Origin of the sequence: Staphylococcus sp. FSL W8-0056, from assembly GCF_037963075.1 — a bacterium.
Lineage (GTDB): Bacteria > Bacillota > Bacilli > Staphylococcales > Staphylococcaceae > Staphylococcus > Staphylococcus aureus.
In genome coordinates, this window is record NZ_CP150142.1 from 2,670,128 (window position 1) to 2,694,541 (window position 24,414).

Annotated in this window: 19 protein-coding genes; 13 read left to right on the forward strand and 6 right to left on the reverse strand. The window is 34.5% G+C overall.

The features are described from left to right. The first annotated feature begins 16 nt into the window (after positions 1 to 16). Complete coding sequence (locus NSS86_RS13370; RefSeq protein WP_000720816.1) at positions 17 to 1,792, forward strand: ABC transporter substrate-binding protein; 1,776 nt, start codon at positions 17 to 19, stop codon at positions 1,790 to 1,792. A 37-nt stretch (positions 1,793 to 1,829) separates the two neighbouring features. Continuing rightward, positions 1,830 to 3,836, forward strand: a complete 2,007-nt coding sequence (gene ggt / locus NSS86_RS13375; RefSeq protein WP_000236427.1) for a gamma-glutamyltransferase — start codon at positions 1,830 to 1,832, stop codon at positions 3,834 to 3,836. 312 nt (positions 3,837 to 4,148) lie between these two features. On the opposite strand, the gene NSS86_RS13380 is transcribed toward ggt, so the two are convergent. Both NSS86_RS13380 and NSS86_RS13385 read right to left on the reverse strand, forming a co-directional pair. Further along, positions 4,149 to 4,922: a tandem-type lipoprotein gene (locus NSS86_RS13380; protein WP_000643619.1), complete on the reverse strand. Its 774-nt coding sequence runs from the start codon at positions 4,920 to 4,922 to the stop codon at positions 4,149 to 4,151. 188 nt (positions 4,923 to 5,110) lie between these two features. Next, positions 5,111 to 5,737 (reverse strand): FMN-dependent NADH-azoreductase, encoded by a 627-nt coding sequence (locus NSS86_RS13385; protein ID WP_001151451.1) that lies wholly within the window; start codon positions 5,735 to 5,737, stop codon positions 5,111 to 5,113. A gap of 208 nt (positions 5,738 to 5,945) precedes the next feature. Between NSS86_RS13385 and NSS86_RS13390 the strand changes: the two genes are divergently transcribed. The 8 genes from NSS86_RS13390 to NSS86_RS13425 all read left to right on the forward strand — a co-directional run bounded on the left by NSS86_RS13390 (position 5,946) and on the right by NSS86_RS13425 (position 14,639). Continuing rightward, positions 5,946 to 6,524, forward strand: a complete 579-nt coding sequence (locus NSS86_RS13390) for a M23 family metallopeptidase (RefSeq protein WP_000166920.1) — start codon at positions 5,946 to 5,948, stop codon at positions 6,522 to 6,524. Between the two features lie 383 nt (positions 6,525 to 6,907). Continuing rightward, positions 6,908 to 8,005, forward strand: coding sequence for a sn-glycerol-3-phosphate ABC transporter ATP-binding protein UgpC (gene ugpC, locus NSS86_RS13395; protein ID WP_000818915.1), 1,098 nt, complete (start codon positions 6,908 to 6,910; stop codon positions 8,003 to 8,005). 12 nt (positions 8,006 to 8,017) lie between these two features. Beyond that, positions 8,018 to 9,289 (forward strand): maltodextrin ABC transporter substrate-binding protein, encoded by a 1,272-nt coding sequence (locus NSS86_RS13400; RefSeq protein ID WP_000034961.1) that lies wholly within the window; start codon positions 8,018 to 8,020, stop codon positions 9,287 to 9,289. A 2-nt stretch (positions 9,290 to 9,291) separates the two neighbouring features. After that, positions 9,292 to 10,560 carry an ABC transporter permease subunit gene (locus NSS86_RS13405; protein WP_339302284.1) on the forward strand — a complete coding sequence of 423 codons (1,269 nt, stop codon included), beginning with the start codon at positions 9,292 to 9,294 and terminating at the stop codon, positions 10,558 to 10,560. Position 10,561: 1 nt separating this feature from the next. Further along, positions 10,562 to 11,401, forward strand: a complete 840-nt coding sequence (locus NSS86_RS13410; RefSeq protein WP_000162661.1) for a sugar ABC transporter permease — start codon at positions 10,562 to 10,564, stop codon at positions 11,399 to 11,401. 73 nt (positions 11,402 to 11,474) lie between these two features. Further along, positions 11,475 to 12,551 carry a Gfo/Idh/MocA family oxidoreductase gene (locus NSS86_RS13415; RefSeq protein ID WP_000153479.1) on the forward strand — a complete coding sequence of 359 codons (1,077 nt, stop codon included), beginning with the start codon at positions 11,475 to 11,477 and terminating at the stop codon, positions 12,549 to 12,551. A gap of 24 nt (positions 12,552 to 12,575) precedes the next feature. Further along, on the forward strand, positions 12,576 to 13,616 hold the full coding sequence (locus NSS86_RS13420; RefSeq protein WP_000163820.1) for a Gfo/Idh/MocA family oxidoreductase: 1,041 nt from the start codon (positions 12,576 to 12,578) through the stop codon (positions 13,614 to 13,616). Between the two features lie 54 nt (positions 13,617 to 13,670). Continuing rightward, positions 13,671 to 14,639 carry a sugar phosphate isomerase/epimerase gene (locus tag NSS86_RS13425; RefSeq protein ID WP_000690405.1) on the forward strand — a complete coding sequence of 323 codons (969 nt, stop codon included), beginning with the start codon at positions 13,671 to 13,673 and terminating at the stop codon, positions 14,637 to 14,639. 360 nt (positions 14,640 to 14,999) lie between these two features. Here NSS86_RS13425 and NSS86_RS13430 read toward each other — a convergent pair whose 3' ends face one another. After that, the gene (locus tag NSS86_RS13430; protein ID WP_000603755.1) at positions 15,000 to 15,494 is read right to left on the reverse strand and encodes an isoprenylcysteine carboxyl methyltransferase family protein; all 495 of its coding nucleotides are present in this window, start codon (positions 15,492 to 15,494) and stop codon (positions 15,000 to 15,002) included. Positions 15,495 to 15,726: 232 nt separating this feature from the next. Between NSS86_RS13430 and uhpT the strand changes: the two genes are divergently transcribed. Then, on the forward strand, positions 15,727 to 17,106 hold the full coding sequence (gene uhpT, locus NSS86_RS13435) for a hexose-6-phosphate:phosphate antiporter (protein WP_001008722.1): 1,380 nt from the start codon (positions 15,727 to 15,729) through the stop codon (positions 17,104 to 17,106). 358 nt (positions 17,107 to 17,464) lie between these two features. Here uhpT and NSS86_RS13440 read toward each other — a convergent pair whose 3' ends face one another. The 3 genes from NSS86_RS13440 to NSS86_RS13450 are packed head-to-tail and all read right to left on the reverse strand — an operon-like array spanning position 17,465 to position 20,737. Next, positions 17,465 to 18,223 carry a response regulator transcription factor gene (locus tag NSS86_RS13440; protein ID WP_000477526.1) on the reverse strand — a complete coding sequence of 253 codons (759 nt, stop codon included), beginning with the start codon at positions 18,221 to 18,223 and terminating at the stop codon, positions 17,465 to 17,467. After that, entirely contained in the window at positions 18,216 to 19,772 is a 1,557-nt protein-coding gene (locus tag NSS86_RS13445) for a sensor histidine kinase (RefSeq protein WP_000127990.1), read from the reverse strand. The genes NSS86_RS13440 and NSS86_RS13445 overlap by 8 nt, the downstream gene beginning before the upstream one ends. Beyond that, complete coding sequence (locus NSS86_RS13450) at positions 19,769 to 20,737, reverse strand: ABC transporter substrate-binding protein (RefSeq protein WP_000837116.1); 969 nt, start codon at positions 20,735 to 20,737, stop codon at positions 19,769 to 19,771. The genes NSS86_RS13445 and NSS86_RS13450 overlap by 4 nt, the downstream gene beginning before the upstream one ends. A gap of 587 nt (positions 20,738 to 21,324) precedes the next feature. Between NSS86_RS13450 and pflB the strand changes: the two genes are divergently transcribed. Both pflB and pflA read left to right on the forward strand, forming a co-directional pair. Then, on the forward strand, positions 21,325 to 23,574 hold the full coding sequence (pflB, locus tag NSS86_RS13455; RefSeq protein ID WP_000894660.1) for a formate C-acetyltransferase: 2,250 nt from the start codon (positions 21,325 to 21,327) through the stop codon (positions 23,572 to 23,574). Positions 23,575 to 23,596: 22 nt separating this feature from the next. Then, positions 23,597 to 24,352 (forward strand): pyruvate formate-lyase-activating protein, encoded by a 756-nt coding sequence (gene pflA, locus NSS86_RS13460; RefSeq protein ID WP_000911657.1) that lies wholly within the window; start codon positions 23,597 to 23,599, stop codon positions 24,350 to 24,352. The last annotated feature ends 62 nt before the right edge of the window (positions 24,353 to 24,414 follow it).

Consider the following 24,414-nt stretch of genomic DNA (forward strand, 5'->3'; position numbering starts at 1 on the left):
AAAGGTAGGGATAGATGTGAAGAAAATCATTAGTATCGCAATTATAGTTTTAGCGTTGGTATTAAGTGGTTGTGGTGTCCCTACGAAATCAGAAGTGGCTCAAAAGTCATCGAAAGTTGAAGTGAAAGGCGAGCGACCAACAATACATTTCCTAGGACAAGCAAGTTATGAAAATGATATGAATATCGTTAAAGATCAATTGGAAAATGCAGGATTTAACGTGAAGATGAATATCCAACCAGATTATGGTAGCTATCGTACACAACGTCAAGCCGGCAATTATGATATCCAAATTGATGACTGGATGACAGTGTTTGGTGACCCGAACTATGCTATGACGGCATTATTTAGTTCTACAGGATCAAATAGTTTATTGAAAGATAAACATGTAGACCAGTTGTTAAATAAAGCTTCTACTCAAAATGAAGCAGATGTTAAACAAACATATAAGCAAATTGAAGATGAAGTTGTATTTGATAAAGGGTATATGGCGCCTTTATATGGATCAAAAAAGAATTTAGTATATGACAATAAAGTGTTAGATAAAAATAGTGTTGGATTGCCAAATTCACGTGCATTAATATGGCAACAATTTGATTACAACAATAGTAGAGAACGAGATACGCGGCCACTTGTGATGACACAACAAGATGGTGAAATTCCTACATTGGATCCAATACGTTCAATTGCGCCGTCAGTATATTCAATTAATATGAATATGTACACAAGGTTATTATTATTAGATGAAAATGATCACTTAACAACGAAAGGTTCGTTAAGTCGTGATTATGCTGTGAATAAGGACAATAAAGCATTTTATTTCTTGTTAAGAGATGATGATTATTTTGCGAAAGTGGTCAATGGACAAGCACGTAATACTGGAGAGCGTGTATCGGCTGAAGATGTTAAGTTTTCTTTAGATAGAGCACGTGATAAAAAGTCTGTGCCTAACAATAATACTTACAATATGCACAAACATATAAATGACATCAAGATATTAAAAGATGAGGACATCGATCAGTTGCGTAAAGAGAAAGACAAGGATGATAAATCAATCTATGATAAGTTGATTAAAGCTTATAACGTCAAATCGTTAACGACAGATGGTCAAAAAGTAAATAATAAAGACGGTATTTATCAAATTGTTAAAATTACGACAGATCAATCGATGCCTCGAGAGGTAAATTACTTAACACACTCTTCGGCAGGCATTTTATCTAAAAAATTTGTTAATCAAGTAAATCAAGAATATCCAAAAGGATATGGGGATAGCAGTACAATTCCTGCAAATTCAGATGGAAAAAATGCGCTTTATGCAAGTGGCGCATACATTATGACACAGAAAAATGCATATCAAGCAACGTTTCAACGTAATCCAGGATTCAACGAAACAGAAAAAGGTAGTTATGGATCACCTAAAATTAAAAATATTACATTGAAGTTTAATGGTGATCCGAATAATGCATTGTCAGAACTTAGAAATCATTCAATTGATATGTTGGCAGATGTGAATCAAAAACATTTTGATTTAATTAAGTCGGATAAAAATTTAAGCATTATTCGCAAAAATGGACGCAAGTCAGTCTTTTTAATGCTAAATATTAAAAAAGGTATATTTAAGACGCATCCAAACTTGAGACAAGCAGTAGTTAATGCGATAGATCAGGATCAATTTATTAAGTTTTATCGTGGCGATAAATTTAAAATTGCATCACCGATTACACCACTTGTCGATACTGGTAACGAGCAACGTCAAGATTTAGAAAAAGTAGAAAAAGCCATTAATCAATAATGTTTTAAATATTTAACAGAAAGTAGGAGGATATAGTATGGTCATTAACTTAAATGACAAACAGACAAAAACATCTAAAGAAGGGTTAATTTCCGTATCACATCCTCTTGCGGCTAAAATTGGTAAGGATGTATTAGATCAAGGTGGCAACGCCATGGATGCCGTGATTGCAATTCAACTGGCATTGAATGTGGTAGAACCATTTGCATCAGGTATTGGTGGTGGCGGGTACTTGCTATATTATGAGCAAAGTACTGGCAGTATAACTGCGTTTGATGCACGTGAGACAGCACCTGAACATGTAGACAAACAATTTTATCTAGATGATTCAGGCGAATATAAATCATTTTTTGATATGACTACACATGGTAAAACTGTCGCTGTGCCAGCAATTCCAAAGCTGTTTGATTATATTCACAAGCGTTATGCTAAATTGTCATTGGAAGATTTAATTAATCCTGCAATTGAACTAGCCATTGAAGGTCATGCAGCCAATTGGGCTACTGAAAAATATTCGCGCCAGCAACACGCACGATTGACAAAGTATCATGAAACGGCACAAGTATTTACGCATGAAAATCAATATTGGCGTGAAGGTGATTGGATTGTACAACCCGAATTAGGTAAGACATTTCAAATATTAAGAGAACAAGGGTTTAATGCATTTTATAAAGGTGACATTGCGAAACAATTAGTCAATGTTGTTAAAGCATGTGGTGGGACAATCATTTTAGAGGATCTAGCCAATTATGACATTCAGATTAAAGCGCCAATCAGTGCGACATTTAAAGACTATGACATTTATTCAATGGGACCATCTAGTTCTGGCGGTATCACGGTCATTCAAATATTGAAGTTATTAGAACATGTCGATTTACCATCTATGGGTCCAAGATCTGTCGATTACTTGCATCATTTGATACAAGCGATGCATTTAGCATATAGTGATCGCGCGCAATACTTGGCGGATGATAATTTTCATGAGGTGCCTGTACAGTCATTAATTGATGACGATTATTTAAAAGCACGCAGTACGCTCATTAATAGCAATAAAGCAAATATTGATATAGAGCATGGTGTTGTGTCTGATTGCATTAGTCATACAGATGTTGAAGAAAATCATACCGAAACAACTCATTTTTGTGTGATTGATAAGGAAGGTAATATTGCTTCATTTACGACATCAATTGGTATGATTTATGGTTCAGGTATCACGATTCCAGGCTACGGTGTGTTATTGAATACGACAATGGATGGCTTTGATGTAGTAGATGGTGGTATTAACGAAATTGCACCATATAAACGACCACTAAGTAACATGGCTCCAACGATTGTGATGCATCACGGGAAGCCGATATTAACAGTAGGTGCACCTGGTGCCATAAGTATCATTGCTAGTGTTGCGCAAACATTAATCAATGTATTAGTGTTTGGCATGGATATTCAGCAGGCTATAGATGAACCTAGAATTTATAGTAGCCATCCTAATCGCATTGAATGGGAGCCTCAATTTTCACAATCTACAATATTAGCATTGATTGCACGTGGACATGCAATGGAACATAAACCAGATGCCTATATTGGAGATGTACATGGGTTACAGGTTGACTTGAATACACGTGACGCGTCGGGAGGTGCTGATGATACGAGGGAAGGCACAGTGATAGGTGGCGATGTATTATCAATTAGAAAACAACCATTACCTAGTCCGAAAATATACGATAATGACACCCATCGAGTATATTTCAATGATATGCAGTTGCCATTATATGCTGAACAAGTGCGGTGGATGCATGACAAATATTGGGTTGATGAAAGTGTTATTAGAATCATTTTCCCTGAAGTTAGTGTGCATATTGAAGATTTAAGAAGTTATGAAATCGCCGGAAAAAATTATATAGATATTGCCTGGTTGGCACGGAAGAAAGGTTATCAAGTTACCTTAAAGGATGACAGTTTATACTTAACTGATGAAACATATCATTCAGTGAAAGCAAACACAAATGCATACTATAGATATGATCGAGATAGTATCACAAGATAATTTATGTATTTGATATATAGTTTGAAGTGGATTTTGATTTTTGTTGAACGAAAGGGTTCGATTTCAAACTTTAGAGTGATGCTTGAGTGTAGTAATGTTGAAGTTGTTATAAGAAACGCTAGTCGCCTTTGTAAAATATAAAACGCCCCACAAATTCGTTTTTGATGTACACCACAATAGTTAGTCTAAAATCTAACTTGATGTGATTCGGTACAATTAAATGAATGATGTGAGGCGTTTTTATAATGTGTGATTTTAATATGTTAAACGATAATAAATGATTTGGTTATTTCTATAATTACATCATAAGTATTAATGTTCACTTAATTTATTATAAGTAAGGCTTTCTTTGTATATAATTTGGTTTTTTCCAGGACTTGAAAAATAAAAATAAAGTTTCTGATCTTGATGATTATTGCCTTTTAAATCACTCATTCCCTTTAATTCCACCTTTGTTGATGCATTACTGGGAATATTATATCTACGTTTTAATTGTTTAACGTTTGGATTATCATTCGACAACTTACCAGATAAATTATAATAATCAGTGGTAGGATCATGTGTGACTTTCAAATCATTGCTATTTAAAATGCTTGTTAAATCACCACTTTGAATCAAAAATTGATTGTTTTCGATTTTTTGTTTCAGCGCGGGATCTTTTACGTCTTTTGTGAAAACGATTTTATTATTAACTACTTTTACTGGATAACTTTTGTATGTCGAGTCAGTAGCATCTTTTCTATCGTTTGTAGTTGTGTCATATTCACCAGTTATTTTATGTGTGTTCTTATCTACCTTTAACAACATACGGTCTTCTTTTAAAAGCTCATCTGATCCAACAACTGAATAAGAGGATTCTATATACCATGTGTCTTGATCATTATTTTCATAATGGGGATTATCGTGACCATCAATTTCATAAAGCGTTTCTAAGTTTTTAATAGGATACGTACTTAGTACTTTTTTAAGACCATCTTTCAAATGAATTTGTTCCCACTTCATTGCCAAAAACATACCGCCACTGACTACAATTGAAATAATAATAATTGCTGCTAAGTTTAACCAGAAAATTTTATGTGCTTTCATACATTCCCACCGTTTCTCAAAATACTTCATTAACACTATAATAATATATTTTGAAAAATATTTACATCAGTATTAAAGTGAATATCAAATTTTAAATTTATGAAAATAATAGATATTTATAAAAAGCGGAAAAGAGATACAATAAAAAACTGCATGACGTTGAGGAGTCACACAGTGTAATTAAAAATTTAAAAAGTTGTTGCTAATTTTTCAGCATTATTAATACTAGTTGCTTTAATTTCTTCAGTTTTATGCGGTTCGGCATTGTGTCCTTCAATAATGATTGTTTCATATGATGGCACACCTAAGAATGTCATAATTGTTCTTAAATAACGGTCACCCATTTCAAAATCAGCAGCAGGTCCTTCAGTATAATATCCACCACGTGATTGAATGTGTAATACTTTTTTGTCAGTTAGTAAACCTTGTGGTCCTTCAGCAGAATATTTAAAAGTTTTACCTGCAATTGAAATAGCATCAATATATGCTTTAACTACAGGTGGGAAAGAAAGGTTCCACATAGGCGTTACAAATACATATTTATCTGCACTTAAAAATTCTTCTAAAATGTCACTCAATCTTGAAACTTTCATTTGTTCATCATCAGTTAACGTTTCGCCATTACTCATTTTTCCCCAACCAGTTAATACATCTTTGTCAATAACTGGAATATAAGTTTCAAATAAATCAATATGTTTCACTTCATCATCAGGATGTTGTTGTTGATATGTTTCGATAAATGCTTTACCAGCCGCCATAGAATTTGATACCAGTTCATTAAAAGGGTGTGCTGTAATATATAATACTTTTGCCATTTGAAAATTCTCCTCTGTTTCTGTTATTTTCTTAAGTATAATTATTATACTCGATATAAAATTTAATATCAATCAAAATATTCAAATTACCATCATTTTCTTCATCTATATTTGGCAGTACTACTAAAGTATGAGTGCATTTAATTATGAAATAGTTGATTTAGAATATATACTTAATACCCAAAATATATGAAGGATGGATGCCACTATGACAAAGCGACCAAAACGTATTTTGGCAACAATTATCATTTTTCTTTCACTATTATTTACGATTATTTATATAGATGACATTCAAAAATGGTTTAACCAATATACCGATAAATTGACACAAAATCATAAAGGACAAGGACACTCAAAATGGGAAGACTTTTTTAGAGGGAGTAGGATTACTGAGACTTTTGGCAAATATCAACATTCACCATTTGATGGTAAGCATTATGGCATTGATTTTGCATTGCCAAAAGGTACACCAATTAAAGCGCCGACGAATGGTAAAGTAACACGTATCTTTAATAATGAATTAGGCGGCAAGGTATTACAGATTGCCGAAGACAATGGAGAATATCACCAGTGGTATCTACACTTAGACAAATATAATGTCAAAGTAGGTGATCGAGTTAAAGCAGGTGATATTATTGCATATTCAGGCAATACAGGTAAACAAACGACAGGCGCACATTTACATTTTCAAAGAATGAAGGGTGGCGTAGGTAATGCATATGCAGAAGATCCTAAACCGTTTATCGAGCAGTTACCTGATGGGGAACGTAGCCTATATGATTTGTAGTTATAGAAGAGTGCCCGCAGTCTAAAAAATTAAGCAATCATTGTGTGAGTATGATACTTACATAATGGTTGCTTTTTTCAATGAAAATCGTAATGCTAAGTCATACTTGTTTGATTTAGATATTACTTAAAATGTAAGACAAGGTTGTTAGCATTGGCAGTGAAATATCGCACATAAAAAAACATTATTGTCACACTAGAAAATAGTTGTGTACTATATCAATTTTCTGTATAAAAGTTTAATTCTGACAGTAATGTAAACGTTTACAATTTATGATTGACATTAATAATGACTGAATATATGATTTATGTAAGTATTTGTGCAAACGTTTTCACAAAGTGTATTGCACAATCAAACTGTAAACAAAGTATGGGAGGCATAACATGGCAGAACTAAAGTTAGAGCATATTAAAAAGACGTATGATAACAACAATACTGTAGTGAAAGATTTTAATCTACATATTACTGACAAAGAATTCATTGTATTTGTTGGACCATCGGGATGTGGTAAATCAACAACATTACGAATGGTTGCTGGACTAGAGTCTATCACATCTGGAGATTTTTATATTGATGGGGAACGCATGAACGATGTTGAACCAAAGAATAGAGATATTGCGATGGTATTTCAAAACTATGCATTATATCCACATATGACTGTATTTGAAAATATGGCATTTGGGCTAAAGCTACGTAAAGTAAATAAAAAAGAGATTGAACAAAAAGTCAATGAAGCAGCTGAAATATTAGGATTAACTGAGTATCTTGGTCGTAAACCAAAAGCGTTATCTGGTGGACAGCGTCAACGTGTTGCTTTGGGCAGAGCTATTGTTAGGGATGCGAAAGTCTTTTTAATGGATGAACCATTATCGAATCTTGATGCGAAGCTTCGAGTACAAATGCGCACAGAAATATTGAAATTACATAAGCGACTTAATACTACGACAATTTATGTTACACATGATCAAACTGAAGCATTGACGATGGCTAGTCGAATTGTTGTTTTGAAAGATGGCGACATTATGCAAGTCGGCACACCTAGAGAAATATATGATGCCCCTAATTGCATATTTGTGGCGCAATTTATCGGCTCACCAGCAATGAATATGTTGAATGCTACAGTTGAAATGGACGGATTGAAGGTAGGAACACATCATTTTAAATTACATAATAAAAAATTTGAAAAGTTAAAAGCTGCTGGCTACTTAGACAAGGAAATTATTTTAGGTATTCGAGCTGAAGACATTCATGAAGAACCAATATTTATTCAAACTTCTCCAGAGACACAATTTGAATCTGAAGTAGTTGTATCCGAGTTGTTAGGTTCAGAAATCATGGTACATAGTACATTCCAAGGAATGGAATTGATTTCTAAATTAGATTCAAGAACCCAAGTGATGACGAACGACAAGATTACACTAGCATTTGATATGAATAAGTGTCACTTTTTTGATGAAAAAACAGGAAATCGTATCGTCTAAGGGGGAGTATTCATGTCTAAAATTTTAAAATGTATCACGTTAGCCGTGGTAATGTTATTAATCGTAACTGCATGTGGCCCTAATCGTTCGAAAGAAGATATTGATAAAGCATTGAATAAAGATAATTCTAAAGACAAGCCTAACCAACTTACGATGTGGGTGGATGGCGACAAGCAAATGGCGTTTTATAAAAAAATTACGGATCAATATACTAAAAAAACTGGCATCAAAGTAAAGCTTGTAAATATTGGTCAAAATGATCAACTAGAAAATATTTCGCTAGACGCTCCTGCAGGAAAAGGTCCAGATATCTTTTTCTTAGCACATGATAATACTGGAAGTGCCTATCTACAAGGCTTAGCTGCTGAAATCAAATTATCAAAAGATGAGTTGAAAGGTTTCAATAAGCAAGCACTTAAAGCGATGAATTATGACAATAAGCAACTAGCATTGCCAGCTATCGTAGAAACAACCGCACTTTTCTATAATAAAAAATTAGTGAAAAATGCACCGCAAACGTTAGAAGAAGTTGAAGCTAATGCTGCCAAGCTAACTGATAGTAAAAAGAAACAATACGGTATGTTATTTGATGCTAAAAATTTCTATTTTAATTATCCGTTTTTATTCGGCAATGATGATTATATTTTCAAGAAAAATGGCAGTGAATATGATATTCATCAGCTAGGACTAAATTCAAAACATGTCGTCAAAAATGCTGAACGATTACAAAAATGGTACGACAAAGGGTATCTTCCTAAGGCAGCAACACATGATGTCATGATTGGTCTTTTTAAAGAAGGAAAAGTAGGACAATTTGTCACTGGACCGTGGAACATTAATGAATATCAAGAAACGTTTGGTAAAGATTTAGGAGTAACAACATTACCTACAGATGGTGGCAAACCTATGAAACCATTTCTCGGTGTACGTGGTTGGTATTTATCTGAATATAGTAAACATAAGTATTGGGCTAAAGATTTAATGCTGTATATCACTAGTAAAGATACATTACAAAAATATACAGATGAAATGAGCGAAATTACTGGACGTGTTGACGTGAAATCATCTAATCCAAATTTAAAAGTGTTTGAAAAGCAAGCACGTCATGCTGAACCGATGCCTAATATTCCTGAAATGCGACAAGTTTGGGAACCGATGGGCAATGCAAGCATATTTATCTCAAATGGTAAGAATCCTAAACAAGCGTTAGATGAGGCGACGAATGATATAACGCAAAATATTAAGATTCTTCATCCATCACAAAATGATAAGAAAGGAGATTAGTTATGACGAAACGTAACCCTAAATTAGCGGCATTATTATCTGTTATACCTGGTTTGGGACAGTTTTATAATAAAAGACCCATTAAAGGTACGATATTTTTTATCTTTTTCATCAGTTTTATTTCTGTATTTTATAGCTTTTTAAATATTGGTTTTTGGGGATTGTTCACATTAGGGACAGTACCTAAGTTAGACGATTCTCGTGTCTTACTTGCACAAGGTATTATTTCTATCTTACTCGTTGCTTTCGCAATCATGCTATATGTCATTAATATTTTAGATGCATATCGTAATGCTGAACGATTTAATCGCAATGAGGAAATAAAGGATCCGAAGGCGCGTATGGTGGCAACATGGGACAAGACGTTCCCATACTTACTAATCTCATCAGGTACATTCTTATTGATATTTGTAGTTGTATTTCCATTAATATTTATGTTTGGAGTAGCATTTACAAACTACAATTTATACAACGCGCCTCCGAGACACACATTAGAATGGGTTGGTTTAGATAACTTTAAAACGTTATTCACAATTGGCGTTTGGCGCAAAACATTTTTCAGTGTTATTACTTGGACATTAGTATGGACGCTTGTTGCAACGACACTTCAAATTGCATTAGGGCTGTTTTTGGCAATTATTGTAAATCACCCTGTCGTCAAAGGTAAGAAATTTATCCGTACTGTGTTAATCCTACCTTGGGCTGTACCATCATTTGTGACAATTTTAATATTTGTAGCGTTATTTAATGATGAATTTGGTGCGATAAATAATGATATTTTGCAACCTTTATTAGGTGTAGCACCAGCATGGTTAAGTGATCCGTTTTGGGCAAAAGTGGCATTAATCGGCATTCAAGTATGGCTTGGATTCCCATTTGTCTTTGCACTGTTCACTGGAGTACTGCAAAGTATTTCATCAGATTGGTACGAAGCAGCAGATATGGATGGTGCGTCTAGTTGGCAAAAGTTTAGAAACATCACATTCCCGCATGTCATTTACGCCACAGCGCCATTGTTAATTATGCAATATGCAGGTAATTTCAATAATTTTAATCTTATTTATCTATTTAATAAAGGCGGTCCACCAGTGTCAGGGCAGAATGCTGGTAGTACAGATATCTTGATATCTTGGGTGTATAATCTGACATTTGAGTTTAACAACTTCAACATGGGTGCAGTTGTGTCATTAATTATTGGATTTATTGTTGCTATTGTCGCATTTATTCAATTCAGACGTACAAGTACGTTTAAAGATGAGGGAGGTTTATAAGATGACAAAGAAGAAAAACATATTAAAAGCAATCGGTATTTACAGTTTTATAGCGATGATGTTTGTCATCATTTTATATCCACTACTGTGGACATTTGGCATTTCCCTTAATCCAGGTACGAACTTGTATGGTGCCAAAATGATACCAGACAATGCAACATTTAAAAATTATGCATTCTTACTATTCGATGACAGTAGTCAATACCTGACTTGGTATAAAAATACGCTTATCGTAGCATCTGCAAATGCACTGTTTAGTGTGATATTTGTCACGTTAACAGCATATGCTTTTTCTAGATATCGCTTTGTTGGTCGTAAATACGGGCTGATTACATTTTTGATTTTACAAATGTTCCCTGTATTAATGGCAATGGTCGCAATCTATATTTTGCTAAATACAATTGGTTTATTAGATTCTTTATTTGGACTAACACTGGTATATATTGGTGGATCAATACCGATGAATGCCTTTTTAGTGAAAGGTTACTTCGATACGATTCCAAAAGAACTTGATGAATCTGCCAAAATTGATGGTGCAGGGCATATGCGTATTTTCTTACAAATTATGCTTCCATTAGCTAAGCCGATTTTAGCAGTTGTTGCTTTGTTCAATTTTATGGGACCATTTATGGACTTTATATTACCTAAAATACTATTAAGAAGTCCTGAAAAATTCACATTAGCAGTTGGATTGTTCAACTTTATTAATGATAAGTATGCAAATAATTTCACAGTGTTTGCAGCAGGGGCAATTATGATTGCAGTACCTATAGCAATCGTATTCTTGTTCTTGCAACGCTATTTAGTATCAGGTTTAACAACAGGTGCGACAAAAGGTTAGTTTGAAATTAGGAGTGGGGCAGAATTGATAAAGAACCACTAATGACGATAAAGATTAAAAGGAGGACGTTATGATGACGATTAAAGTTGGAATCATTGGGTGTGGTGGTATTGCGAATGGCAAGCACATGCCAAGTTTACAAAAAGTTGAAAATGTTGAAATGATCGCATTTTGTGACGTAGACATTTCGAAAGCAGCGAGTGCGGCAGAAGCATACGGAACTGACAATGCAAAGGTTTATGATGATTACAAAGCATTGTTAAAAGATGACACGATTGATGTTATCCATGTTTGTACGCCAAATGACTCGCATTGTGAAATTACTGTAGCAGGGTTGCATGCCGGTAAGCATGTGATGTGTGAAAAACCAATGGCTAAAACGACAGCAGAAGCTCAAAAAATGATAGATACAGCTAAATCAACAGGTAAAAAATTAACAATAGGTTATCAAAATCGCTTCAGACCAGATAGTCAATTTTTACATCAAGCAGCGCAACGTGGCGACTTAGGAGACATTTACTTCGGAAAGGCACATGCCATTCGTCGTCGTGCAGTACCGACATGGGGTGTCTTTCTAAACGAAGAAGCCCAAGGTGGAGGACCTTTAATCGATATTGGTACGCACGCATTAGATTTAACGTTATGGATGATGGATAATTATGAACCAGAATCAGTGATGGGTTCAACATTCCATAAATTAAATAAGCAGCATGATGCGGCAAACGCTTGGGGTTCATGGAATCCAGATGAATTTACAGTTGAAGACTCTGCGTTTGGCTTTATTAAAATGAAGAACGGAGCGACGATCATTTTAGAATCCGCTTGGGCGATTAATTCTTTAGAAGTGGATGAGGCAAAATGTTCATTATCAGGAACGAAAGCAGGTGCTGATATGAAAGATGGTCTACGTATTCATGGTGAAGATATGGGCACACTTTATACCAAACACGTTGAATTGGAAAACAAAGGCGTCGACTTTTATGAAGGTAATGAAGTGGATGAAGCTGAAGAAGAAGCAAAAGCTTGGATTGATGCAGTTGTAAATGATACTGAACCAGTTGTGAAACCGGAACAAGCAATGGTAGTTACAAAAATTCTTGAAGCGATTTATCAGTCTGCAAAATCAGGCAAAGCAATTTACTTTGAATAACATCATACGGTAAGGAGGCACATCATGACAAAATTAAAAGTTGGTGTGATAGGTGTTGGTGGCATTGCACAAGACCGTCATATTCCAGCATTGCTGAAACTCAAAGACACAGTCTCATTAGTTGCAGTACAAGATATTAATACAGTGCAGATGATTGATGTTGCGAAGCGCTTTAATATACCTCAGGCAGTTGAGACACCTAGCGAGCTGTTTAAACTTGTTGATGCGGTGGTCATTTGTACACCCAATAAATTCCATGCTGATCTTTCTATAGAAGCATTGAACCATGGTGTCCATGTCTTATGCGAAAAGCCAATGGCAATGACGACGGAAGAGTGTGATCGCATGATTGAAGCGGCTAATAAAAATCACAAATTATTAACTGTCGCTTATCATTATCGTCACACAGATGTCGCTATGACTGCTAAAAAAGCAATTGAAGCAGGTGTGGTTGGTAAACCATTAGTAGCACGTGTACAAGCGATGCGTAGGCGTAAAGTACCTGGGTGGGGCGTTTTTACCAATAAAGCGTTGCAAGGTGGCGGTAGTTTAATCGATTATGGTTGCCACTTGTTAGACTTATCTTTGTGGCTATTAGGTAAAGATATGGTGCCGCATGAAGTGCTAGGAAAAACATATAATCAATTGAGCAAACAACCGAATCAAATTAATGATTGGGGAACATTTGATCACACTAAATTTGATGTCGATGATCATGTTACTAGTTATATGACATTTGCCAATCGAGCAAGCATGCAGTTTGAATGTTCGTGGTCTGCAAATATAAAGGAAGATAAGGTACACGTTAGTTTATCAGGAGAAGATGGCGGTATCAATTTATTTCCATTTGAAATATATGAGCCCCGCTTTGGAACTATTTTTGAAAGCAAAGCTAATGTTGAGCATAACGAAGACATTGCTGGTGAGAGACAGGCGCGTAACTTTGTCAATGCGTGTTTAGGTATAGAAGAGATTGTGGTGAAACCGGAAGAAGCACGCAATGTAAATGCCCTTATAGAAGCGATTTATCGTAGCGATCTTGATAACAAGAGCATACAACTTTAATGATTATTATATATAATACAAAATTCTCAATATAAAAAGAAGGAGTGCTTTTCAATGAAAATAGGTGTATTTTCAGTATTATTTTACGATAAAAATTTTGAAGATATGTTAGATTATGTCGCAGAATCTGGATTGGATATGATTGAAGTTGGAACAGGTGGTAACCCAGGAGATAAATTTTGTAAGTTAGATGAGTTGTTAGAAAATGAAGACAAGCGACAAGCATTTATGAAGTCAATCACAGACAGAGGCTTACAAATAAGTGGTTTCAGTTGTCATAACAATCCAATTTCTCCAGATCCGATAGAAGCGAAAGAAGCCGATGAAACGTTACGTAAAACAATCCGTTTAGCAAATCTATTAGACGTGCCAGTTGTTAATACATTTTCTGGCATTGCAGGGTCAGATGATACCGCTAAAAAGCCTAATTGGCCTGTTACACCTTGGCCAACAGCCTACTCTGAAATTTATGATTATCAGTGGAATGAAAAGTTGATACCATATTGGCAAGATTTAGCTGAGTTTGCAAAAGAGCAAGATGTAAAAATTGCCATAGAGTTACATGCAGGATTTTTAGTTCATACACCATATACGATGTTAAAGTTACGTGAGGCTACAAATGAATATATCGGTGCTAACTTAGATCCTAGTCATTTATGGTGGCAAGGTATTGATCCAATTGCTGCGATTCGCATATTAGGCCAAGCAAATGCAATTCATCACTTCCATGCTAAAGATACGTATATTAATCAAGAAAATGTAAATATGTATGGTCTAACTGATATGCAACCATATGGTAACGTTGCGACAAGAGCATGGACATTCCGTACAGTTGGTTATGGACATAGTCCATATGTATGGGCAGATATCATAAGTCAACTTATTATTAATGGATATGATTATGTATTAAGTATTGAACATGAAGATCCTATTATGTCAGTAGAAGAAGGTTTCCAAAAAGCTTGTCAAACTTTGAAATCTGTTAATATTTACGACAAGCCAGCAGACATGTGGTGGGCATAATACGAACTCGAGGTTAGTCTGAAGTTTGTCTGAAGTAAGACTGGTGGCAGTGTTGAATGAATGCATATGTCGCCAAGCCATTGCCAAAAATTTCACACCTTAAATCATGTCATTGTTTGTAAAGAAGGTGTACTTTATATAAGTGTTTAGCGATGGTCATACCCATTCACAGTAACAATCCTCACCATTGAAAAGAGTATATAACCTTTTCGATAGTGAGGTATATGATAATAAAAAAAGCCTGTTGTCACAATGGTCATAGACACGACATACTTTAAAGGCTTCTGAATATAATATTTCAGAACGCACTTTAAAGATGGACGTCGATGTCGACTAATGTGATGACAGGCTTTCATCTTTTTAAATATTCATTAATTTCTCTTCTTGTTTAATACGTACATATAAGAAATACGCATACGGTACTAATAAAATAGTTGTATATGTTGCGTGTGTTAATAATAATACACCGATTAATTCAGGAATGATGTTTAAGAAGTAATTTGGGTGTTTTGTAATTTTATATAATCCAGATTTAATAATAGGATGGTTAGGTAAAATGAATAATTTTAATGTCCAAATACCACCTAAAGTTTTAATAACCATAAATAACATGATATAAGCAAAGATTAATATAACTAAGCCAATACCATTTGCAAAGCTAAATGTATCTTTATTAATAAATGCCTCTACACCAGCCAATACATAAATTAAAACGTGTGTTATTGCTAAAAACTTCGAATTTTTAACGCCATATTCAACTGCACCGTCTGCTTTTAATTGTTTTGAGTGATTAATAGATATCTTTAAGCTGACAAGTCTGATACAGAAAAAGATAAGTAATATAGATAGAATCATGATGTCCTCCGTCATTATGTCATATGTATAAGCGTTGATTTTGACAACATAAAGTATTTTATAGATAAAACTTGTCAAATACTATTAACTATTTATTAATTTTAGTACATAAATATGTTTCTAAGTATGTGTTTATGTTCAGTATTTTGGATAATTTAATAATTTTAAGGATATTAAGCGCTTACACCGACGTGATATATTTGGCTTAACGAAAATGATTGAGGTGACAGAGATGAACTTTTTTGATATCCATAAGATTCCGAACAAAGGCATTCCATTATCGGTACAACGTAAATTATGGCTTAGAAACTTCATGCAAGCTTTCTTTGTAGTGTTCTTTGTTTATATGGCTATGTATTTAATTCGAAACAACTTTAAGGCGGCCCAACCGTTTTTAAAAGAGGAAATTGGATTATCTACATTAGAACTTGGTTATATCGGATTAGCATTTAGTATCACGTACGGTTTAGGGAAAACATTACTTGGATATTTTGTCGATGGACGTAACACAAAACGTATTATCTCGTTCTTACTTATCTTATCTGCGATTACAGTTTTAATTATGGGATTTGTTTTAAGTTACTTTGGTTCTGTAATGGGATTATTAATTGTACTTTGGGGACTTAACGGGGTGTTCCAATCAGTTGGTGGACCTGCAAGTTATTCAACGATTTCAAGATGGGCGCCAAGAACGAAACGTGGCCGATACTTAGGATTTTGGAATACATCACATAATATCGGTGGTGCCATTGCAGGTGGTGTTGCACTTTGGGGTGCTAATGTATTCTTCCATGGAAATGTTATAGGGATGTTCATTTTCCCATCGGTGATTGCATTACTTATTGGTATCGCAACATTATTTATCGGAAAAGATGATCCAGAAGAATTAGGATGGAATCGTGCTGAAGAAATTTGGGAAGAGCCGGTCGATAAAGAAAATATTGATTCTCAAGGTATGACGAAATGGGAGATCTTTAAAAAATATATCCTGGGAAATCCTGTTATATGGATTCTATGTGTTTCAAACGTCTTTGTATACATTGTACGAATCGGTATTGATAACTGGGCACCGTTATATGTGTCAGAGCATTTACACTTTAGTAAAGGCGATGCAGTTAATACGATATTCTACTTTGAAATTGGTGCATTAGTTGCAAGTTTATTATGGGGCTACGTATCAGACTTATTAAAAGGTCGTCGTGCAATTGTAGCTATTGGCTGTATGTTTATGATTACATTTGTTGTCTTATTCTACACAAATGCTACAAGTGTCATGATGGTTAACATTTCATTGTTTGCATTAGGTGCGTTAATCTTTGGTCCGCAATTATTAATTGGTGTATCATTGACTGGTTTTGTTCCTAAAAATGCCATCAGTGTAGCAAACGGAATGACAGGTTCATTCGCGTATCTATTCGGTGACTCAATGGCGAAAGTTGGTTTGGCGGCTATTGCTGATCCAACACGTAACGGTTTAAACATCTTTGGATATACATTAAGTGGATGGACAGATGTTTTCATCGTCTTCTATGTTGCATTATTCCTAGGCATGATTCTATTAGGAATCGTTGCTTTCTATGAAGAAAAGAAAATTAGAAGTTTAAAAATTTAATATAAATCGGATTAAAAGTATCGCCAATCTATTGCAATATAGTTGGCAATCCTGCCCCGACGGCATGTGCGTGAAGAGATGAAAGATACTGCTTCTACCCTTGCAAATATATCATCTCTATGTCTCGGGGCAGATCATAATTCCCTGTTATGAAGTATCCTTATTTGCCCGACTTAGGGTGACTCAATGAATTTACTCCTTACAATAAAGACATATAGCGGTGTCAATATTGTAGGGAGTATTGTTTTATATTTAAACTCTCTAAAAAGCGGACTGAAAGAAAAGTGAAAACTTCTCTATCAGTCCGCTTTTTCATAGAACAAAATGTAGGCGCCATAATCATTAGTTATGTGCTAATCTATTTAGCTTGCTTACAATAATCACTTGGCGACATTTGTAAATATTTTTTAAAATGATAGCTAAACATTTTATACTCTGAAAAGCCTACTTTGTCTGCAATTTCATAGTGTTTGTAATGTCGATCTAACAATTGCAGAGATTGTAAAATACGATAGCGATTTAAATAATCGACAATTGTAATACCAACATGATCTTTAAATGTTCGCATCGCATACGATTCACTAACATCGATATGTTGAATTAAATCTGAAACAGTCACTTTCGTTTGATAAGATTGCTTAATTTGATCAACAATCTGATTTACATAATAATCATCGTATTCTACTTTTAATAGTGGTTGGAAGGCATCATGACAAGATGCTAAGCTACGGCCGTTCTGTGATTGTTGCTCTAATAAGGTACGGACAAGTCTTCCTAAAATAACTTCTAATTGTGCATGGTCTACTGGTTTTAATAAATAATCAAGAACATGATGTTGAATGCCGGCTTTCATATATTCAAAGTCATCGTAACTCGATAATATGATGACATTACAATCTAGAAGCGCAATATCATTGAGTAAATCGACGCCATTTTTACGTGGCATACGAATATCAGTAATTACTAATTCTGGCTGATGTTGTTGAATTAGTGATAATGCTTCAACACCATCTTTAGCAGTGTATATTGTATTGAAATGATAGTCTCCCCAAGGAATGATTTGCTTTAAACCTTCTCGAATAATTCGTTCATCATCACAAATAACTACCTTAAACATCTACATTCCCCCTTGAAAGTGGTATTTTATAACAAATTAACGTACCTTGATTACGCTTTGAAAAAATATGAAGTCGTGCATGTGAACCATATTGAATCATTGCTTTATTGTGTAAATGATTTAATCCCAAATGCTTAGTATCAAATACATCATTATTAAGAGATTGGCGTACATATTGCAGGCGAGATGACGACATCCCGATACCATTGTCGCAAACTAAAACATGTAAATTCTGACGTGCCAATGTCAGGCGTATAGTAATGTCCAATGACTCAGTATCTCTACCATGTTTAATAGCATTTTCTATGAGTGGCTGAAGCATCATTTTACCAATTGTCTGGTGACGCGCTTCTTCAGAACTTTCAATATGGAGCTTAATCATGTCATCAAAACGGATGTTTTGTATTGCAACATACTGTTCAATGTAGTTCAACTCTTCGTTTAATTCCACTGTATGTGAGTTTGTACGTAATGAGTAACGTAACATTTGCGATAATTGTTGGACCACAGTTTGTGCTAATTTCGGAGATAACGTAATTAAATATTGTATTGTTTGCATCGTATTGAATAGGAAATGAGGCTGGAATTGGCGTTCTATTTCCTTTAACTGAATATCACGCAAGCGACGTTCTGTATGCTCGATAGAATGGATCAGTTGCTCATTTGATTCAAATAAATCGTAAATATAATTATTAATTTCTTCTAGTTCACTGTTGTTTTTTAAAGGCGTATATGTACCTAGATGACGATTTTTGGCATAGTAAATTTTTTGAATAATCGTTTCGATATCTTTTGTTTGTCGTTTAGCCATATTATCTGCGCTAATGAAACCAAATATTACTAGTAAAACAAGAACTACGGCCATAACAATTAACAACGTGATACCATCTTCAATGTTTTCATGTATATCTTTATAAATAATGAGACGATGGTCAGCATGGTTTAATTTTACAGATTCATTCATAAATCCGAATTGTTGCGGTCTATACTTTTCACCTATAGTAAAACGGTCATCGTTGGCGTATAAAATATTGTCATATTGATCAACGATAAGTGCGAATTGTCGGCTATCTTTCTTAATTTCACTTAAACGTGGGGTGTTAGCCATATAAATTTTAAGCATATATGTACTATTATTGAATTTAAGCTGATGCGTTGAAAATAAATACATATTTTTAGTGTTTAAATGTTCATAATTATTGGTTATAAACTGATTTGGTCCAGATAATTCATAATAAAGTGTTGCGGGCTGTTGGTGTATTAATTTTAATAATTCACGTTTTGTAGCGGTAACATCATGATGATTTGTTAAATCGAGCTCTTGAAACGAATTATTATGCTGTGTAATAAATGTCTGAATCTGCTTTTCAGTGTGATGTAAAGATGACTGACTTTCATCAACATGTTGATGAATCGTACGATGCTCAATCCAAATATAGATGGCATAGAAGCTTACTAGTCCAATAATAATGACTAAAAATACTGGAAAAATAGTAGACGCAAATAACGATCGTCTCAATTGATGTCTATAAGGTTTGTATGCCGTCATTGAATCATCTCCAAAAATTTATGATGTGGAATGTCCGGTAATTTAGATTTCGGTATTAAAGGTATGTTCTTAAGATTTTCGATAGACTGATCGCTTTGTTCACTAACATCCTTTCGAATTGACTTGGCATCGAACTCTGCAACTAATCGTTGTTGTACTGAGCGGCTTGTTAAATATTGCACTAACTTTTTACGCTTAGGATGAGGGTGTGCATTTTTAACTAAAGCAATACCATCAACATTTAACATTGTTCCTTCAATTGGATAAACGATTGATACAGGATAACCTTTGTTTTTCCATGTGCGTGCATCTTGTTCGTAGCTTAGACCTGCGTAATATTTACCTTTTGCAACATCTTCAATGACTTTAGACGTCTTTGACAGTTGCATCGCATGGTTTTGGAATTGATGCACATCACTTACTCGATGATGCATGCTATAAATAGCGCGCATATGTTGATAGCCTGTCGTTGTTGTATTTGGATTTGAGTACGCAATTTTACCTTTAAGTATAGGTTGTAATAAATCTTGATAACCTCGAATCTTAATATCTCCTTGTAAATCTGAATTCACTACTATAACTGTTGGCATTAATAGAAAACTAGTAACATATTTATTGTTCGAGCGATAATCCTCTAATTGCTGTGTTACAGATGTATCTTGATAGGGAACAAAATCTTCTGGATGATCAATTGTTTCTGATAACACACCACCCATAAAGACGTCACCACGCTCCGAAAAATCTTCGTTATGCAAGTTTGAAAGCAGTACTTGAGTAGATCCATGTTTGATTTCAATTTTGACATGCTCTTGTTTTTCAAATTCATTTAAAATTGGACGAATCAAGTTTGATTGATACGGAGAATAAACTGTTAATACATTTTTATCTGATTCAGAGTGACGCGTATTAGCGCATGATGATAAAAAAATGAGAAATAATAGCAAGATATAAATTTTTGATTTCATGATATCCCATCAATTCTATGTATATTTTAATACAATAATTTTAGCAATAAATGACGCATAAGTAATGTTAAATATTTAGAAATGTTTATAGATGACTTGTTAAGACGTTGCAAATGTTGTGATAGCACAAAATTTTTGTTTGTCAAGACGATTTACCGAGGCTGTAAAATCAAACTGTTATATTTTATTTGTAGCTGTTATATAAAAATCGGCAAGATATTGAACGGTTCAAAAGTGAATTTTTACGTCAATAAAAGTATTTAATCCAGTCTCTTCATATATAAAAGTAAATCTTTCTAAGTGTTGATTTAACGCTTATCAACAATCATTTTTTATAAACAAATATATACTCCTAAATTAACTTTTAAAGCAATGAAAATAGTGAACATTATAACTGTTGTGTAACAGAATGCAATTAGCATATTACTGTTACACAAATTAGTACAGTTTCTATGTTTTGACATACATTTGATGAAAATTGTACATAATTTATGTGAAAAAAATCACAACAAACATGCTACAATGACTATGAAAACGTTAACATAGCATTTCAAATTCACAACATTATACAGATGGAGGCGTTTAGTATGTTAGAAACAAATAAAAATCATGCAACAGCTTGGCAAGGATTTAAAAATGGAAGATGGAACAGACACGTAGATGTAAGAGAGTTTATCCAATTAAACTACACTCTTTATGAAGGTAATGATTCATTTTTAGCAGGACCAACAGAAGCAACTTCTAAACTTTGGGAACAAGTAATGCAGTTATCGAAAGAAGAACGTGAACGTGGCGGCATGTGGGATATGGACACGAAAGTAGCTTCAACAATCACATCTCATGATGCTGGTTATTTAGACAAAGATTTAGAAACAATTGTAGGTGTACAAACTGAAAAGCCATTCAAACGTTCAATGCAACCATTCGGTGGTATTCGTATGGCGAAAGCAGCTTGTGAAGCTTACGGTTACGAATTAGACGAAGAAACTGAAAAAATCTTTACAGATTATCGTAAAACACATAACCAAGGTGTATTCGATGCATATTCTAGAGAAATGTTGAACTGCCGTAAAGCAGGTGTAATCACTGGTTTACCTGATGCATACGGACGTGGACGTATTATCGGTGACTATCGTCGTGTAGCTTTATATGGTGTAGATTTCTTAATGGAAGAAAAAATGCACGACTTCAACACGATGTCTACAGAAATGTCAGAAGATGTAATTCGTTTACGTGAAGAATTATCAGAACAATATCGTGCATTAAAAGAATTAAAAGAACTTGGACAAAAATATGGTTTCGATTTAAGCCGTCCAGCAGAAAACTTCAAAGAAGCAGTTCAATGGTTATACTTAGCATACCTTGCTGCAATTAAAGAGCAAAACGGTGCAGCAATGAGTTTAGGTCGTACATCAACATTCTTAGATATCTATGCTGAACGTGACCTTAAAGCAGGCGTTATTACTGAAAGCGAAGTTCAAGAAATTATTGACCACTTCATCATGAAATTACGTATTGTTAAATTTGCTCGTACACCTGATTACAATGAATTATTCTCTGGAGACCCAACTTGGGTAACTGAATCTATCGGTGGTGTAGGTATTGACGGACGTCCACTTGTTACGAAAAACTCATTCCGTTTCTTACACTCATTAGATAACTTAGGTCCAGCTCCAGAACCAAACTTAACAGTATTATGGTCAGTACGTTTACCTGACAACTTCAAAACATACTGTGCAAAAATGAGTATTAAAACAAGTTCTATCCAATATGAAAATGATGACATTATGCGCGAAAGCTATGGCGATGACTATGGTATCGCATGTTGTGTATCAGCGATGACAATTGGTAAACAAATGCAATTCTTCGGTGCACGTGCGAACTTAGCTAAAACATTACTTTACGCAATCAATGGTGGTAAAGATGAAAAATCTGGTGCACAAGTTGGTCCAAACTTCGAAGGTATTAACAGCGAAGTATTAGAATATGACGAAGTATTCAAGAAATTTGATCAAATGATGGATTGGCTAGCAGGTGTTTACATTAACTCATTAAATGTTATTCACTACATGCACGATAAATACAGCTATGAACGTATTGAAATGGCATTACATGATACAGAAATTGTACGTACAATGGCAACAGGTATCGCTGGTTTATCAGTAGCAGCTGACTCATTATCTGCAATTAAATATGCACAAGTTAAACCAATTCGTAACGAAGAAGGTCTTGTAGTAGACTTTGAAATCGAAGGCGACTTCCCTAAATACGGTAACAATGACGACCGTGTAGATGATATCGCAGTTGATTTAGTAGAACGCTTCATGACTAAATTACGTAGTCATAAAACATATCGTGATTCAGAACATACAATGAGTGTATTAACAATTACTTCAAACGTTGTATACGGTAAGAAAACTGGTAACACACCAGACGGACGTAAAGCTGGCGAACCATTTGCTCCAGGTGCAAACCCAATGCATGGCCGTGACCAAAAAGGTGCATTATCTTCATTAAGTTCTGTAGCTAAGATCCCTTACGATTGCTGTAAAGATGGTATTTCAAATACATTCAGTATCGTACCAAAATCATTAGGTAAAGAACCAGAAGATCAAAACCGTAACTTAACTAGTATGTTAGATGGTTACGCAATGCAATGTGGTCACCACTTAAATATTAACGTATTTAACCGTGAAACATTAATAGATGCAATGGAACATCCAGAAGAATATCCACAGTTAACAATCCGTGTATCTGGTTACGCTGTTAACTTCATTAAATTAACACGTGAACAACAATTAGATGTAATTTCTCGTACATTCCATGAAAGTATGTAACAAAATTTAAGGTGGGAGCACTATGCTTAAGGGACACTTACATTCTGTCGAAAGTTTAGGTACTGTCGATGGACCGGGATTAAGATATATATTATTTACACAAGGATGCTTACTTAGATGCTTGTATTGCCACAATCCAGATACTTGGAAAATTAGTGAGCCATCAAGAGAAGTCACAGTTGATGAAATGGTGAATGAAATATTACCATACAAACCATACTTTGATGCATCGGGTGGCGGTGTAACAGTCAGTGGTGGCGAACCATTGTTACAAATGCCATTCTTAGAAAAATTATTTGCGGAATTAAAAGAAAATGGTGTGCACACTTGCTTAGACACATCGGCTGGATGTGCTAATGATACAAAAGCATTTCAAAGGCATTTTGAAGAATTACAAAAACATACAGACTTGATATTATTAGATATAAAACATATTGATAATGACAAACATATTAGATTGACAGGAAAGCCTAATACACACATCCTTAACTTCGCGCGCAAACTGTCAGATATGAAACAACCTGTATGGATTCGACATGTCCTTGTGCCTGGTTATTCTGATGATAAAGACGATTTAATTAAACTAGGGGAATTCATTAATTCTCTTGATAACGTCGAAAAGTTTGAAATTCTGCCATATCATCAGTTAGGTGTTCATAAGTGGAAAACATTGGGCATTGCATATGAATTAGAAGATGTCGAAGCGCCCGATGATGAAGCTGTTAAAGCAGCCTACCGTTATGTTAACTTCAAAGGGAAAATTCCCGTTGAATTATAAATACAATTCAGACCGAAAAGAAAGCATATGCAACTTCAAGAGTGAAGGGGCATATGCTTCTT

What these genes read in the sequence shown, in the direction of transcription:
- ugpC (WP_000818915.1), top strand. Translation starts at nt 6,908, where the DNA reads ATGGCAGAACTAAAGTTAGAGCATATTAAAAAGACGTATGATAACAAC.
- uhpT (WP_001008722.1), top strand. Translation starts at nt 15,727, where the DNA reads ATGAACTTTTTTGATATCCATAAGATTCCGAACAAAGGCATTCCATTA.
- NSS86_RS13420 (WP_000163820.1), top strand. Translation starts at nt 12,576, where the DNA reads ATGACAAAATTAAAAGTTGGTGTGATAGGTGTTGGTGGCATTGCACAA.
- ggt (WP_000236427.1), top strand. Translation starts at nt 1,830, where the DNA reads ATGGTCATTAACTTAAATGACAAACAGACAAAAACATCTAAAGAAGGG.
- NSS86_RS13430 (WP_000603755.1), bottom strand. Translation starts at nt 15,494, where the DNA reads ATGATTCTATCTATATTACTTATCTTTTTCTGTATCAGACTTGTCAGC.
- NSS86_RS13450 (WP_000837116.1), bottom strand. Translation starts at nt 20,737, where the DNA reads ATGAAATCAAAAATTTATATCTTGCTATTATTTCTCATTTTTTTATCA.
- NSS86_RS13415 (WP_000153479.1), top strand. Translation starts at nt 11,475, where the DNA reads ATGACGATTAAAGTTGGAATCATTGGGTGTGGTGGTATTGCGAATGGC.
- NSS86_RS13445 (WP_000127990.1), bottom strand. Translation starts at nt 19,772, where the DNA reads ATGACGGCATACAAACCTTATAGACATCAATTGAGACGATCGTTATTT.
- NSS86_RS13385 (WP_001151451.1), bottom strand. Translation starts at nt 5,737, where the DNA reads ATGGCAAAAGTATTATATATTACAGCACACCCTTTTAATGAACTGGTA.
- NSS86_RS13380 (WP_000643619.1), bottom strand. Translation starts at nt 4,922, where the DNA reads ATGAAAGCACATAAAATTTTCTGGTTAAACTTAGCAGCAATTATTATT.
- NSS86_RS13405 (WP_339302284.1), top strand. Translation starts at nt 9,292, where the DNA reads ATGACGAAACGTAACCCTAAATTAGCGGCATTATTATCTGTTATACCT.
- pflB (WP_000894660.1), top strand. Translation starts at nt 21,325, where the DNA reads ATGTTAGAAACAAATAAAAATCATGCAACAGCTTGGCAAGGATTTAAA.
- NSS86_RS13390 (WP_000166920.1), top strand. Translation starts at nt 5,946, where the DNA reads ATGACAAAGCGACCAAAACGTATTTTGGCAACAATTATCATTTTTCTT.
- NSS86_RS13410 (WP_000162661.1), top strand. Translation starts at nt 10,562, where the DNA reads ATGACAAAGAAGAAAAACATATTAAAAGCAATCGGTATTTACAGTTTT.
- NSS86_RS13400 (WP_000034961.1), top strand. Translation starts at nt 8,018, where the DNA reads ATGTCTAAAATTTTAAAATGTATCACGTTAGCCGTGGTAATGTTATTA.
- NSS86_RS13425 (WP_000690405.1), top strand. Translation starts at nt 13,671, where the DNA reads ATGAAAATAGGTGTATTTTCAGTATTATTTTACGATAAAAATTTTGAA.
- pflA (WP_000911657.1), top strand. Translation starts at nt 23,597, where the DNA reads ATGCTTAAGGGACACTTACATTCTGTCGAAAGTTTAGGTACTGTCGAT.
- NSS86_RS13440 (WP_000477526.1), bottom strand. Translation starts at nt 18,223, where the DNA reads ATGTTTAAGGTAGTTATTTGTGATGATGAACGAATTATTCGAGAAGGT.